The 13,765-nt window shown below is 62.9% G+C and carries 13 protein-coding genes; 6 read left to right on the top strand and 7 right to left on the bottom strand.

Annotated features, from left to right (window positions below; genetic code table 11):
• Window positions 1-10: 10 nt before the first annotated feature.
• Window positions 11-835, bottom strand: a complete 825-nt coding sequence (locus AC27VO_RS06110; protein ID WP_488665823.1) for a hypothetical protein — start codon at window positions 833-835, stop codon at window positions 11-13.
• Between the two features lie 63 nt (window positions 836-898).
• Window positions 899-1,495, bottom strand: coding sequence for a tetratricopeptide repeat protein (locus tag AC27VO_RS06105; protein ID WP_488665992.1), 597 nt, complete (start codon window positions 1,493-1,495; stop codon window positions 899-901).
• A gap of 195 nt (window positions 1,496-1,690) precedes the next feature.
• Here AC27VO_RS06105 and AC27VO_RS06100 point away from each other — a divergent pair, with 195 nt between their 5' ends.
• Complete coding sequence (locus tag AC27VO_RS06100) at window positions 1,691-2,557, top strand: class I SAM-dependent methyltransferase (protein ID WP_488665822.1); 867 nt, start codon at window positions 1,691-1,693, stop codon at window positions 2,555-2,557.
• Here AC27VO_RS06100 and AC27VO_RS06095 read toward each other — a convergent pair.
• Complete coding sequence (locus AC27VO_RS06095; protein ID WP_488665821.1) at window positions 2,554-3,462, bottom strand: helix-turn-helix domain-containing protein; 909 nt, start codon at window positions 3,460-3,462, stop codon at window positions 2,554-2,556. The genes AC27VO_RS06100 and AC27VO_RS06095 overlap by 4 nt on opposite strands.
• 73 nt (window positions 3,463-3,535) lie before the next feature.
• On the opposite strand from AC27VO_RS06095, the gene AC27VO_RS06090 reads away from it, so the two are divergent.
• On the top strand, window positions 3,536-4,816 hold the full coding sequence (locus tag AC27VO_RS06090; protein ID WP_488665820.1) for an MFS transporter: 1,281 nt from the start codon (window positions 3,536-3,538) through the stop codon (window positions 4,814-4,816).
• Between the two features lie 59 nt (window positions 4,817-4,875).
• On the opposite strand, the gene AC27VO_RS06085 is transcribed toward AC27VO_RS06090, so the two are convergent.
• Window positions 4,876-5,784 (bottom strand): LysR substrate-binding domain-containing protein, encoded by a 909-nt coding sequence (locus AC27VO_RS06085; RefSeq protein ID WP_488665819.1) that lies wholly within the window; start codon window positions 5,782-5,784, stop codon window positions 4,876-4,878.
• 195 nt (window positions 5,785-5,979) lie between these two features.
• Between AC27VO_RS06085 and AC27VO_RS06080 the strand changes: the two genes are divergently transcribed.
• Together AC27VO_RS06080 and AC27VO_RS06075 are read left to right on the top strand one after the other, a co-directional pair.
• The gene (locus AC27VO_RS06080) at window positions 5,980-7,293 is read left to right on the top strand and encodes a gallate dioxygenase (RefSeq protein ID WP_488665818.1); all 1,314 of its coding nucleotides are present in this window, start codon (window positions 5,980-5,982) and stop codon (window positions 7,291-7,293) included.
• Window positions 7,294-7,341: 48 nt separating this feature from the next.
• Window positions 7,342-8,457 carry a porin gene (locus tag AC27VO_RS06075; protein ID WP_488665817.1) on the top strand — a complete coding sequence of 372 codons (1,116 nt, stop codon included), beginning with the start codon at window positions 7,342-7,344 and terminating at the stop codon, window positions 8,455-8,457.
• A 170-nt stretch (window positions 8,458-8,627) separates the two neighbouring features.
• Here AC27VO_RS06075 and AC27VO_RS06070 read toward each other — a convergent pair whose 3' ends face one another.
• Complete coding sequence (locus tag AC27VO_RS06070; protein WP_488665816.1) at window positions 8,628-10,040, bottom strand: FAD-binding oxidoreductase; 1,413 nt, start codon at window positions 10,038-10,040, stop codon at window positions 8,628-8,630.
• A gap of 111 nt (window positions 10,041-10,151) precedes the next feature.
• The gene (locus tag AC27VO_RS06065; protein WP_488665815.1) at window positions 10,152-10,487 is read right to left on the bottom strand and encodes an EF-hand domain-containing protein; all 336 of its coding nucleotides are present in this window, start codon (window positions 10,485-10,487) and stop codon (window positions 10,152-10,154) included.
• A 164-nt stretch (window positions 10,488-10,651) separates the two neighbouring features.
• On the opposite strand from AC27VO_RS06065, the gene AC27VO_RS06060 reads away from it, so the two are divergent.
• A complete protein-coding gene (locus AC27VO_RS06060) occupies window positions 10,652-11,221 on the top strand; it encodes a cob(I)yrinic acid a,c-diamide adenosyltransferase (protein ID WP_488665991.1) in 570 nt (189 codons plus the stop codon).
• 192 nt (window positions 11,222-11,413) lie between these two features.
• Complete coding sequence (locus tag AC27VO_RS06055) at window positions 11,414-12,313, top strand: LysR substrate-binding domain-containing protein (RefSeq protein ID WP_488665814.1); 900 nt, start codon at window positions 11,414-11,416, stop codon at window positions 12,311-12,313.
• Here AC27VO_RS06055 and AC27VO_RS06050 read toward each other — a convergent pair whose 3' ends face one another.
• On the bottom strand, window positions 12,314-13,537 hold the full coding sequence (locus tag AC27VO_RS06050) for a D-amino acid dehydrogenase (RefSeq protein WP_488665813.1): 1,224 nt from the start codon (window positions 13,535-13,537) through the stop codon (window positions 12,314-12,316).
• Between the last annotated feature and the right edge of the window lie 228 nt (window positions 13,538-13,765).

Below are 13,765 nucleotides of genomic sequence, written 5' to 3'. Positions count from 1 at the left end.
GTGCCAGCGTTTACTTGCCGACCTTCAGCTGGCCACCCTTGCCCAGACCGCCCTTGACTTCCTGGGCCTTGTAGTTGCGCAGGGAGACAACCATCTTGTTGTAGGCGTCCATAAAGGCTGCCACGGTGGCCTTGCCTTCTGGGGTGCGCGAGAAGCCACCCAGGCTGCCACCTACGCCGCCACCAAAGGCACCCAGGGCCGCACCGTAGTTGGTGGCGGTGGAGTTGCCCTCGGAGATGGACAGCTGCACACCCGAGCGGATGTCATACATAGTCATGGTGACCACCGACTGCTTGCTCTGCAGGCTGCCAGCCAAACGACCGGCGGTGCTGCCCAGCAGGCCGCCCAAGCCAGCGGCCAGGCCACCCACGGTGTCGTTGTTGATGATGATGGAGGGTTCCAGGTAATAGTCGGCCGCAACGCGCTGGCCCTTTTGCTGCTTGGATCCGGCGCGGAACTCGCCCGAGTTGCGCTGCTTGTCGGTGATGTTGGACAGCTTGCTTTCGGTGCGGTTGTTGCCGATCGAGGTGATCACAAAGCAGTTGGACTGCTGCACGGCCAGACGAATCAGCGGCTCGATGGTGGTGATCTGGGTGGCTGCGCCAAAGCTGGCATACCAGTCCTTGCCACGGCCATCGTCCACCGCAATGGTGCCCAAGGGTGCATCGCAGCGTTCCAGAGACTCGTTGGCATTGACGCTGCTGGAGCCACCGGCTGCACCTGTGGCGGCCGTGCCGGCGTTGCCAGTGGACAGAAGGCCGCCGCCGGGTGTGACGCAGGCGGTCATCATCAAGGCTGTGGCAGCGGAGAGCAGGGTCAAGGACTGTTTAGACATGAATAGAGTTCTTTCTCGTTGAAATACAAAGACCGGTGGCACAACGGGTGAGATTGCGCCTTCTTATGGCAGGTACCAGCTGGAGCCTCTCCAGTGCCAGTAGTAGGGCGCGCCGGAGTACCACCATGCCCCCCAAGATTTGCGGTAGGTTTCCCGCACTTGGTAGGCGGCGTGCTCATTCTGTTTGGCAGCCTGGGCCTGGGGCAGCAGACGTGCGGCTTCTTTGTGGCCACGTCCCGCAGCGCGGGACAGCCAGGATTCAGCTTCGGCTGGGTCGGAGCCCATTTCTTCCACGCCAGCCAGGTACATCTGGCCCAGCGCAAACTGCGCTTCTACAAGGCCTTGGTCACCGGCTTTGCGCATCCATTCGATGGCTTGGTAGCTGTCGTGCGGGACGCCGTCACCACGTAGAAAACGCAGCGCCAGGTCATAGGCAGCCTTGGGGTCTTTGTCACCCAGCTGGGTCAGCGCTTCCAGGCGGCGTTCAGCTTCGGGATCAGAAGGTGTGCCCTGGAATGTGACGGTGTCACGGTGCTGGTCGACACAGCGGTTGCCGGTACAGACGCGTACGGTTTCATCGCGCGACAACTGGCTGGATGGCGATTGTGCGCAAGCGGAGAGCAGGCCCAGCGAGATCGCGATCCATCCTAAATTTTTCATTGGCATATCGTCTCCACCCCATTTTGAATGGCGCCATTCTTGTTGCTTTTTTTAGAATCTGCACACATCGTTTCGTTTTGATACGTTTTAGCAGCTTTTAACTATTTTTTGTTGAAAATCATAGTCAACCTGTTGTGGATGCCACAGGGGGGCGAATAGGTGTGACCTGGGTCATCTTTGGTGCAACATGGCTGCATGTACTTTTTGAACCGTTTGATGTGGCCTCTTCCGGCGTTGCTGGTGTGGGCTGTGGCATGGGCCTGCTATGCGCTGCTGGCGTCTCAATGGCCTTGGTGGGCGGCGGTGGCCAGCGCGTCTGCGCTGAGCCTGCTGGCGAGCCTGGGGGGCACAACATGGTGGCGGCGCGCCATGCTGGCGCTGGGCTTTCCCTTGTCCTGGATGGTGCTGGCAGCCGGGGCTTTGCCCGCGTGGCTGTGGTTGCTGCCTTTGGGCATTTTGCTGATGGTGTACCCGCTCAATGCGTGGCGCGATGCGCCGGTGTTTCCGACCCCCAAGGGTGCGCTGGATGGGTTGTCGGCGCACATCGTGCTGCCGCAGGGCGCTGCCGTGCTGGATGCGGGCTGTGGCGCTGGAGATGGCTTGCAGGCCCTGCACCGTGCGTGGCCCCAGGCCAAGGTGCACGGTGTGGAGTGGAGTTGGCCGCTGCGCTGGCTGAGCGCGGTGCGCTGCCCCTGGGCCACGGTGCGCCGTGGAGATTTGTGGCAGATCCAATGGGGGCCGTTTGAGCTGGTGTACCTGTTTCAGCGCCCCGAAAGCATGAGCCGGGCTGCGGTGAAATCTCTCGGTGAAATGCGCGATGGCACCTGGCTGGTGAGCTTGAATTTCCCCATCCCGGATATCACGCCGACCTGTGTGGCTGAGCTGGAAGATGGCCGGGAGGTGTATGCCTACCAGGCGCCTCTGGCAGAGGTCGACCATGACAGCGTGGAAAGCGACGAGGTGGCCGGCATGCTGCCGCTGCGCCCTCAAGGCATTGTGGTGAATGGCCAGAGTCTGTATCCAGGCCGAGGCCGCCCAGGCGGCAAGCGCCGCGAACGTTAGACCGTTGGGTGCTGGTGCTGCTGGCCCAGGAAGGCCGCAGCCGTCATGCCCACCGTGCGGCGCACGAGCGCGCTGAAGGCACTGGGGGTGTAGCCCAGTTCTGCGGCGATATGGGCAATGGGCAGCTGGCGGGCGGCCAAGGCCACGGCCTTCGCCAGCACCACCTGCTGGCGCCACTGGGTGAAGGTGCAGCCCAGCTCGGTACGAAACAGCCGCGCCACGGTGCGCAGGCTGGCACCGGTGTCCAGTGCCCATTCCTCCAGCGTGTCGTGGCGTGTGGGGTCTTGCAGCACGGCCTCGCACAGGTGTTTGAGGCGTTTGTCCTGGGGCAGCCGCACGCCGAGATGAATCACCGCCGCGCGGCGGATTTCATCGCAGACCAGGGCGCTCAGGTGCCGTTCCCGGGCCTGCTGTTCTGCCGTCAGTGGTGCGGCCAGGTCGCTGCCAATGTCCATCTCCACCACCAGCGCGCGCAGCAGGGCGGATGCCTCCATCACCCGGCACGCTTGCCAGGCTGCATCGTCCATCCAGCGCGCCTGGCTGCCGCCGCCGTGTGTTTCTGGCAGAAAGTACAAGGTGTACAGGCAGGCGGTTTCCACCATGGTTACGGCATGCTGCACACCGGGTGGTACCCACACGGCCCGGTGGGGTGGCACGATGTAGGTGGCATCGGCCAGAGACAGTTTGATGACCCCGCCGGTGGAGATGGCCAACTGCGCCCACGCATGGGTGTGGGGCATGATCAGCGTGTCTTTGTTCAGCTCACGCATTTTGGAGCGCACTGGGCGCTGCGCATGGGGCTGGTAGAGCTGGGGGTCAAGCAGCGGAATCTGCGCCAGTGTGCGTGCGTGGCGGTGGGGATTCGTGTCCGTTGCAGCAGCAGGCAAGGTGGCAGAGGAGGGCATGGCGCAAGAGTTGGCAGTTTTGCGATAGATTTTGGCCGACTATCGCATACCTGCCGAGTCCGGGCTGCCTAAGATGCGCTTCATGAATGCTTCTGTGATTGCTTCTGCAGCTCCCGAGCGCCGTGATGCGCGCACCATTGGTCTGGTGGGCTTGGCCCATGGCTCTTCGCACTTTTTCCACCTGTTGCTGCCGCCGCTGTTTCCGTGGCTGATTGCCGATTTTGGCTACAGCTATGCGCAGCTCGGGGTGATGGTGTCGCTGTTCTTCATCGTCTCTGGTGTGGGGCAGATGCTTTCCGGCTTCATTGTCGACAAGGTGGGTGCGCAGCGCGTGATGTGGGCGGCACTGGGGAGCTTTGTGATCGCCGGTCTGATTGCCAGCGTGGCGCAGAACTACGCCATGCTGCTGGCCGCCTCGTTTTTTGCCGGCCTGGGCAATGCGCCCTTTCACCCGGTGGACTTCACCATCCTGAACAAGCGCGTGACGCCCCAAAACATTGGCCATGCGTTTTCGGTGCACGGCATCTCCGGCAACCTGGGCTGGGCATCGGCGCCGGTGTTCATGGCGGGCATCACCACACTGAGCGGGTCATGGCGTCTGGCGTGTTTGTGCGGTGCGGTGTTTGCGGCGCTGGTGCTGACCATCATGGTGCTCAACCGCCGTTGGCTGGATGACCGTGCGTTCGACGATCAAGGCCAGGCAGCGGGCAAGCATGCCGCCACAGGCGCGGCCAGCCAGAGCGGTACGTTCGATTATTTGAAGCTGCCTGCGGTGTGGCTGTGCTTCTCGTTCTTCTTTTGGAGCACGGTGGGCCTGAGCGCCATTCAGAACTTCTCCAGCGCAGCCCTGCACCAGATTTACAACCTGCCATTGAGCATGACGGCGCTGGTGGTGACCGGCTTCATGCTGTGCGGTGCAGTGGGCATGGTCGGCGGTGGTTTTCTGGCGGCGCGGGTGCAGCGGCTGGAGAAAACCATTGCCATCTTCTTGCTGCTGGCTGCAGCCTGCCTGGCCCTGGTGGCCACAGGCTGGCTGCCGGGCATGGCCGCGCTGGTGGTGGCCTCGGTGGCTGGTTTTGGCCACGGGCTGGCCGGTCCTTCGCGTGACATGCTGATCAAGCGGGCCACACCAGCCGGCAATACCGGTCGCGTGTATGGCACGGTGTATTCCGGGCTGGATCTGGGCTTTTGCGTGGCCGCGCCCATGTTCGGCTGGATGATGGACCACCAGCTGCCCAACGCCGTATTCTTTGGCGCAGCGATTGCGCTGGCGATCAGCGTGGCCTCTGCCGGTGCAGTGGGGGTGGGTGTGCACAAGAAGAAAAAAGAAGCAGACAGCGCACTGGCTGCCTAGTTTTCACTGCACAAGCATTGGTAAATTGAGAGAAGGAGCGCGCTATGCGCTCCTTTTTTTTATGCCGGCTGTGCGGGCTGCAGCGGGTGGGCTGCGCGGTGCAGGTGGTTGATGAGGTGGCGCACCGAGGTGGACACGGCGGTATCCCGCCGCACGATGGCCCCCACGCGCAGCATCAGCCCGGGCTCTTGCACTGGCACGGGCACCACATGCAGCCGTGCCAGCGGGTGCTGTGCAATCTGGCGTGGCAGCAGGCCCACAAAGTCGCTGGTAGCCAGCAGCGTGAGCAGGCCCAGGGTGGAGTTGACCACGGCCCCCACAGGCGGCGCAGGCATGTCCAGCTGCTCAAACAGCAGGCTGGCGTAGCCGGTGTCGGTGCTCATGCTGGTGTACACCCAGCGCTGATCGGCCAGCTGCGCCAGGCTGCGTGCGCGCGCCAGCGGGTGGCCCTGTCGCACCACGGGCACCATCTCTGTGTCGAGTAAGGCCTCGGCCACAAACTCTCCGGCGGGCAGCCCCTCGGGGATGCCTCCGACCACCAGGTCGACCTCACCGTTGCGCAGCCGCTGCAGCTGGTGCACAAACAGCTCTTCATGGATGCGCAGGCGAATGTCCGGAAACTGGCGGTTGAAGGTGCGCAGCGTCTCCGGAATCAGTAGCAGCATGGCCACGGGCACGGCGGCCACCTTGAGCACACCCTGGAACTGACCGCCCAGCTGCTGGATTTTGTCGGTGGCGCTGGCCAGCTCCTGCAGCACCTTGCGACCGTGGGCATAGAGCACGTCGCCCTGTTCGGTGAGCTTGACGCCCTGGGAAGAGCGCAGCAGCAAGGTGGCGGACAGCGAATGCTCCAGCTCGCGGATCAGCTTGCTGAGCGCGGGTTGGGACATGCCCAGGCTACGGGCTGCGCTGCGCAGACTGCCGGTGTCGACAGCCGTCACCAGGGCTTGGAGGGCGTGCAATTTCATGGGCGGAGGGGGATGCAGATGACTAAGGGCTTGACCCGATAACGCCACGTTATCACGCATGTAATCGCGGCATCTATCCATACCGCACAGGTATTTCCAGAATCGCGGCGTGCTGATTTTTGATTTAGCACAAAGGACAAGGGCGGTCCCTGTGCATGACCTTGCAAGAGTTTTTCTTTGTGAAAGCGTGTCGTTATGGCCAGCATCGTGGGCGCTATCGCCTGTTCCCATACCCCCACCATTGGGTTTGCGTTTGACAAGAACCAGCAGGACGACCCGGTATGGGGTCCTGTTTTTGCCGCCTTTGCGCCTGTGCGTGACTGGCTGCAGCAAACGCGCCCCGATGTGGTGCTGACCATCTACAACGACCACATCACCTCGTTTTTCTTTGACCACTACTCCGCATTCGCGCTGGGTGTGGGGCCTGAATATGCGGTGGCCGACGAAGGCGGTGGCGCACGCGCTTTGCCGCCAGTGCCCGGTGACCCGGAGCTGGCGCGCCATATTGCGCAGTCACTGGTCAACGAAGAGTTTGATATGTCCTTCTTCCAGGACAAGGCGCTGGACCATGGCTGTCTTTCTCCGCTGTCCATGGTGTGCGAGCACGGCGAAACATGGCCCATGCGCATCGTGCCTTTGCAAGTGGGCGTGCTGCAGTTTCCCATTCCCAGCGCTGCGCGTTGTTACCGCCTGGGGCAAGCGCTGCGCCGCGCCATTGAAAGCTACCCCAAGGACATCAAGGTGGCCATCTTGGGCACCGGCGGGCTGTCGCACCAGGTGCATGGCGAGCGCGCGGGTTTCAACAACACGGGCTGGGATGCACAGTTTCTGCAACTGATCGAGCAAGACCCCGAGCGCCTGACCCAGCTGACCCATGCCGAATTCGCCAGCCTGGGCGGCCTGGAGGGTGCGGAAGTCATCATGTGGCTGGTGATGCGGGGCTGCCTGTCTGCGCAGGTGCGCAAGGTGCACCAGGCCTACTACCTGCCGTCCATGACAGGCATTGCCGTGGCGGTCTATGAAAACCTGGCCGGCCCCGTCATCGCGGGCGAGCAGCAGCGCCACCTGCAGCGCATGCAACAACAGTTGCAAGGTGCGGAACAACTGCAGGGCACGTATGCGTTTGACTTGGAGCGCAGTGTGAAGGCCTACCGGCTCAACCAGTTCCTGCGTGACATGCGCCTGCCGGACCACCGCGAGGCCTTCTTGCGCGACGAGGAAAGTGCTTTCCTCGCTGCTGGGCTGAACGCCGAGGAGTGCGATCTGCTGCGCCGCCGTGACTGGCGCGGAATGATCCATTACGGCGCCATCTTTTTTGGGCTAGAGAAGCTGGGCGCGGTGCTAAAGGTCTCCAACCTGCATATCTATGCGGCCATGCGCGGAGAAAGCCTGGAGGCTTTTCTTCAGACGCGCAATGCGCCCGTGCTGTATTCCGTGGCTGCAACCGATGCATCGTGCCAAGACTGGGCCGATACAGCGCAAGCCCCTGCGGTGTCGGCAGCGCCCTGAGCGCTGCCATTTCAATGGGTAGTACGACAACAACGAGGAGACAAAAAAATGCCTTATTTGCCACGACTGCGCACGCTGTGCCTGATGGCTGGACTGGGGGCGGTGGCCGCTGCCGCACAGGCCCAGAGCAATGTGACCGTGTACGGCCTGCTGGATGCAGCGGTCGAACGTATCAACCACGTGGGTGTGGACAGCACGTCGCTGACACGCATGCCAGGCCTGAGCGGCTCGGTGCCTTCGCGCCTGGGCTTTCGCGGCACTGAAGATCTGGGCAACGGCCTGAAAGCCGTGTTCACCCTGGAAATGGGGATGGGCGTGGACAGCGGTACGCTCAACCAAGGTGGCCGTGGTTTTGGTCGCCAGGCGTTTGTGGGCCTGAGCGGAGATTGGGGCACGCTGTCGATGGGCCGCCAGTACTCCATGCTGTTTTATTCGCAGCTGGAAGCGGACATCCTGGGCCCTAATCTCTATGGATCGGGCTCGCTGGACAGCTACCTGCCCAATGCCCGCGTGGACAACTCCATCGCCTATCGCGGCAAATGGGGCGGTCTGGAGCTGGGCGGTACCTACAGCTTTGGTCGCGATACGGTCAATGCAGGCCCCAGCCCCTCTGGCACCAATTGCGCCGGCGAAAACGCCGCCGACAGCAAGGCTTGCCGCCAGTGGAGCGTCATGGCCAAGTACAACGCTGCGCAGTGGGGCGTGGCTGCTGCAGTCGATGAAATTCGCGGTGGTGCAGGCGCTTTCGCGGGCCTGAATCGCAGCGATCTGAAAGACCGCCGTACAACTGTCGCCGCTTGGTTCAAGCCCAGCACGAACCTGAAGCTGGGCGCGGGCTTGATCGCGCGTGACAACGATGCCAGCGCTACCCAGGCTCGCAGCAACCTCTGGTATGTGGGCGCGGCCTACAACGTGACACCGGCCTTCACCCTGGATGGCCAGGTGTTCAAGCTGGATTACCGCCGCACCGACAACGCAGCCACCATGTTTGCACTGCGTGGTACCTATGCCTTGTCCAAGCGCACAGCGGCCTACATTACTGCAGGCCATGTGAGCAACGACGGCGTCAACACCACCGCAGTCAGCAATGGTGCTGCCGGTGGCAACCCGGCGGCTGGTGCATCGCAAACAGGCATCGCCATCGGTATGCGCCACAGCTTCTAAAAGCTGGGTGCCAACGCCGGCAGATCGGGGACATTCCTCGGTGGTCGGCGCTGCAAAGCTGCTGAACTGGTGGGCAGCAGTCACACATCAAAAAAGGTCTGCATGGCAGACCTTTTTTTGTGCGTGGAGCACCTGCATTGGCGCAGGCATGCGCGGTAATGCGCGTCGGGTCAGCGCGAGAAAATCTTGCCTGGATTCAGGATGTTCTGCGGGTCCAGCGCCTGTTTGATGGCTGCCATCATGGCGATGGCGCCGTCACCGCATTCCTCGCGCAGAAAGTCCTGCTTGTGGATGCCAATGCCGTGCTCGCCGGTGCAAGTGCCTTCCATGGCAATGGCGCGGCGCACCAGGGCGTGGTTCAGGGCCTCCGCGCGGGTGCGTTCATCGGCGTTGTCGGGGTCGATCAGGTAGCCAAAGTGGAAGTTGCCGTCGCCCACGTGGCCGACCAGGAAGTAGGGAATGTCGCTGGCATTCACTTCATCGATCGACTCCAGCAGGCAGTCAGCCAGGCGGCTGATGGGCACGCAGGTGTCGGTGGTGATGGAGCGGCAGCCGGGACGGCTTTGGATGCCGGCAAAGTAAGCGTTGTGGCGGGCGGTGAACAGGCGCGTGCGTTCTTCAGGGGTGTCGGCCCACTCAAAGTCTTTGGCGCCGAATTCGCCCGCAATGTCTTGCACCATCTCAGCCTGCTCTTTCACGCCGTTGGGTGAGCCGTGGAACTCCATCAGCAGCATCGGTTCTTCGCGCAGCGAGAGGTTGCTGTGCTTGTTGACCATGGCCACGGTGGCGGCATCCACCAGCTCCACGCGGGCAATCGGCACGCCCATTTGGATGGTTTGGATGACGGTGTGCACCGCGTCTGCAATGCTGGGGAAGGAGCAGATGGCAGCGCTCACGGCTTCGGGCAGGGGGTACAGGCGCAGGGTGATCTCGGTGAAGATACCCAGCGTGCCTTCGCTGCCCACCATCAGGCGCGTCAGGTCGTAGCCCGCAGCGCTTTTCTTGGCGCGGTTGCCGGTGCGGATGACTTCGCCGCAGGCGGTCACCACTTCCAGCGCCAGCACGTTCTCGCGCATGGTGCCGTAGCGCACGGCGTTGGTGCCGCTGGCACGGGTGGCGGTCATGCCGCCGATAGAGGCGTCAGCACCGGGGTCGATGGGGAAGAACAGGCCCTGGTCCTTGATGGCGTCGTTCAGCTGTTTGCGCAAAATGCCTGGCTGCACGGTGACCGTCATGTCTTCGGCGTTGATGCGCAGCACCTGGTTCATACGGCTCACGTCCAGGCTGATACCGCCTTGTACGGCCAGTAAGTGGCCTTCCAGGGAGGAACCTGCGCCGTAGGGAATCACTGGCACGCTGTGCTGTGCGGCCAGCTGGATGCAGTCGGCCACATCCTGCGTGCTGTGGGCGTAGACCACGGCAGCAGGTGGCGGTGCTTGGATCGATCCCTCATCGCGGCCATGCTGCTCGCGCACGGCTTGTGCGGTGGAGCACTGTCCACCAAAGCGCTCTTGGAGTGCCTGCATAAATGCGGCAGGAATTTCGCGGGTGTGCAGTGACTGAGGGGGGGTATGTGCATTCATCGAGGGGCTCCGGGAGAGCGCGAAGAATACCATCCGCCCCTGCGGTGCAGGGCCCTGGCGCAGGGGCTGCTGCACTCGCAAAGTGGGCATAGTGGCCCACGTGGAAGCGCCTTATCCGTGGCGTTTGGCGCCCAGCAAAAACTCTTCCAAAGACAGCTGGCCATTGCCGTCGCGGTCCCATTCGTCAAACTGTTCAGCCACGCTGGGCAGGTTCTGTGCTTCTTCGCGGGAGAGCTGTCCATCGCGGTTCACATCGGCACGCATAAAAACTTCAGAAGGCGTCAGTGCCTGTACAGCAGGTGCGGGGGCTGTGGTGGCGGGAGGCTGCGGAGCGGGCTGTGCCGGCGTTTGCGCCATGGCGGCCATGGTGCCGCCCAATGTCAGGCTGGTAAACAGCACCACGCTGCGCAGATCAAAGGCATGAAGGTTGCGAGGGTTGGTTGGCATGGGGGTGCTCCTGGAACGATTCAACATGGTTGGCATTGCACCGAAGCGCGCCGGTGATGTCCATGTTTTTTGCCGGCTGTTTCCTGCACCAACATTCCTGTGCACCATGTAACGCACAATGCCGCCTGGCATGCGTTGGATGCGTGCAGATGAAGGAGCTTCTGATGGGCAACCGCCTCACACAAATCGCGACCCGCACGGGGGATGACGGAACCACTGGCCTGGGTGACAACACCCGCGTTTCCAAAAACAGCGCCCGCCCGCACGCCATGGGCGATGTGGATGAGCTGAACTCACACATTGGCTTGCTGCTGTGTGAAGAACTGCCTGCCGATGTTCGCGCCGTTCTGGTGGATGTGCAGCACCAGCTGTTCAACCTGGGTGGCGAGATTTCCGTGCCCGGCTACGAGATGCTCAAGGACGATGCACTGCTGCGTCTGGATGAAGCCCTGGCGCACTACAACGCGCAGCTGCCACGCCTGCTGGAATTCATCTTGCCCGCAGGTACACGCGCGGCTTCGCAGGCCCACATCTGCCGCACCGTGGCACGCCGCGCTGAGCGCCAGGTGGTGGCGCTGCAGGAGCTGGAAACGTTGCGCGCCGCACCGCGCCAGTACCTCAATCGCCTGTCTGACCTGATGTTTGTGCTGGCCCGCGTGCTCAACCGCGTGAACGGCGGCGATGATGTGTACTGGAAGAGTGAGCGCCTGGCGCAGATGCAAGAGAGCGATTGATTTGCTGTCATGCGTTTAAAAAAAGGAGCAGCTTGCGCTCGTAAATCCTGTATTTCCTACTGAAAAGTATTGAAACACGATGTATTTAAAGCGCTCTTAGCTCCTTTTTTGTTTTTCATACCCTGGGGCGGATCCTGTGTGGATCCATGCAACGCACGGCAATCACCCACTTCGTTCAAGGAACTCTCAGGCATGCGTCTACGCCACATCGAGGTGTTCAACGCCGTCATGCAGACTGGCAGCGTCAGCGCGGCTGCGCGGCTGATCAATGTGACGCAGCCGGCGGTCAGCCGCACGCTGCAGCACGCAGAGCTGCAGCTGGGCTTTGCGCTGTTTGAGCGCGCCCGTGGCCGGCTGACGCCGACCAACGAGGCCATGGCCCTGTTCCCGCACGTGGAAAAACTGTACGAGCAGCTGGACGAGGTGCAACGCCTGGCCACCAGCCTGCGCCACGGCACGGTGACCGATCGCTTGCAGGTGCTGACCGTGTTTGCCCTCAGCCGCGAAGTGTTGCCGCACGCGGTGGCCGGTTTCCGCCGCAAGTACCCGAATGTGCAGGTCACGGTGCAGGCCCTGCATACCCCGCAGGTGGTGTCGGGGCTGCTGCTGCAAGAGGCCGACGTGGGTTTTGTCATCAGCTCGGCGGGGCAGCATGCGCTGGAGCGCGAGTCCCTGGCCGAGGTGGACATGTATTGCATCGTGCCCAAGGGGCTGATGGCGCCTTCCAAAGTCAAAATGGCGGGCATGGCGCTGGAAGATCTGGCCGATCTGCCGGTGGTGGCCCTGGATGCGCGCGATCCGCTGGGCATGCGCATCAACCAGGCCTGCCGCGAACATGGTGTGGGCCTGACCCCGGTGGTGACGGTGCAGACCTACCACGCGGCGCTGTCCATGGCGGAATACGGGCTGGGCGTTGCGATTGTGGATGGCTGCACCGCATCGGCTGCGGACAAGCGCAAGGTGCATGTCGTGCCCTTGCTGCCGCGCATCACCGTCAGCGTGAATGCGCTGCACCTGGCGCAGCGCCCCAGCTCCGTGCTGGCACGCGCCATGACGCAGGAGATGCGCAAGGCGCTGCGCGAGCTGCTGTAACTACGCCGCCTGGCCCATGGCTGCCACCAGCCGCTGGGCAGAGCCAAAGGCCAGCGTCAGCCCCAGTGCGCCATGGCCGGTTTGCAGCCAGAGATTGCGCGGCCCACCGGTCGCACGCCCGGTAATAGGCAGCCCAGTGGGTGTGGCGGGGCGCATGCCGGTCCACGCTTGCAGATCAGCAGGCTGTGCAAATTGCGGCAGCACGGCGCGCGTGGATTGCTGCAGGCTCTCAATGCGTGCGGGTTGCAGCTGGGTGTCGGCGCCCACAATTTCCACCATGCCGGCCACCCGCAGGCGCTCGCCAATGCGCGCAAACACCACTTTGCGGCTGGTGTCCGTCACGCTGACGTGCGGCACCGCAGCCGGTGCGTGGGTGGCATCCAGCGTGATGCTGTAGCCCTTGAGGGGGTAGACCGGAATGCGCACGCCCAGCCGGCGTGCCTGAACAGTGCTTTCCCAGCCGCAGGCGAGCACCACCTGCTCGACCGGGATGCGGCCCTGGTTGGTGTGCAGGGCGGTGATGCCATCGCCTGTGCGCTCCCAGGATTGCACCTCGGTGTTCCAGAGCAGCGTCGCACCGCGCTGCACCAGCAGCTGGCACAGCTGCTCGCACAGTTTGCGGCAGTCCGCCACGCTTTCGCTGGCGGTGTACACCGCCCCTGCGATATGGCTGGCGTAGTCGCGCAGGGCCGGCTCAATCAGCGTGGCTTGTGCGGCATCCACGATGCGCTGTTCTGGCCCTCCCATCTGCGCCTGCAGCGCAACCTGGCGTGCGGCGCCGTCCACACCCGCCTGAGTGGGGTAGAGCACCAGCTTGCCCGGTGTGGCATGGTCGCAGTCCAGGTGTTCTTGTGCCTGCATGGCCTCGAAAGCCTGGCGGCTTTCGGCCGCCAGTTTTAGCAAGGCCAGGGTGCTGGCTGCTGAGGTGTTGGCGTTGCATGCGGCCAGAAACTGCAGGCCCCAGGACCATTGCCGGGGATCGGCTTGCAGGCGAAAGCGCAGGGGAGAGTCTTTGTCGAGCAGCAACTTGGGCAGGATGGCCCAGATGCCGGGATCTGCCAGGGGCTGCACATAGGCGTAGCTCAGCTGTGCACCATTGCCGCCGCTGGCCCCCATGGCCGCTTGCGCGGCACGTTCCACGATGGTCACCTGATGCCCCGCTTGCTGCAGGGTATAGGCCGTTGCCAACCCCACAATGCCTGCCCCTACTACACACACATGCATGTCATTTCTCCTTGCTGCGTTGAATGTAGGTCTGCGCGGGAGGCCCTGCGCATGGCGTTTTGTTCCTAGGGTATGTGCTGATGTTATGGGTGCTGGAGCGGATGGCTTGCGGAAAACCCTGCCCACAAAGGTGCATGCCGCACTGCACGCAGGCAGCACTGCACTGGCTTGGTGAAAACCAGCATGAAAGCATAAATAACAGGCATGGGTTGCGTGGCGATTGGCATC

It is taken from the genome of Comamonas sp. 14P8.1.4 (assembly GCF_057799285.1).
Note: the sequence above shows the minus strand (reverse complement) of the source record. Positions and strands in the feature narration are given on the sequence as shown.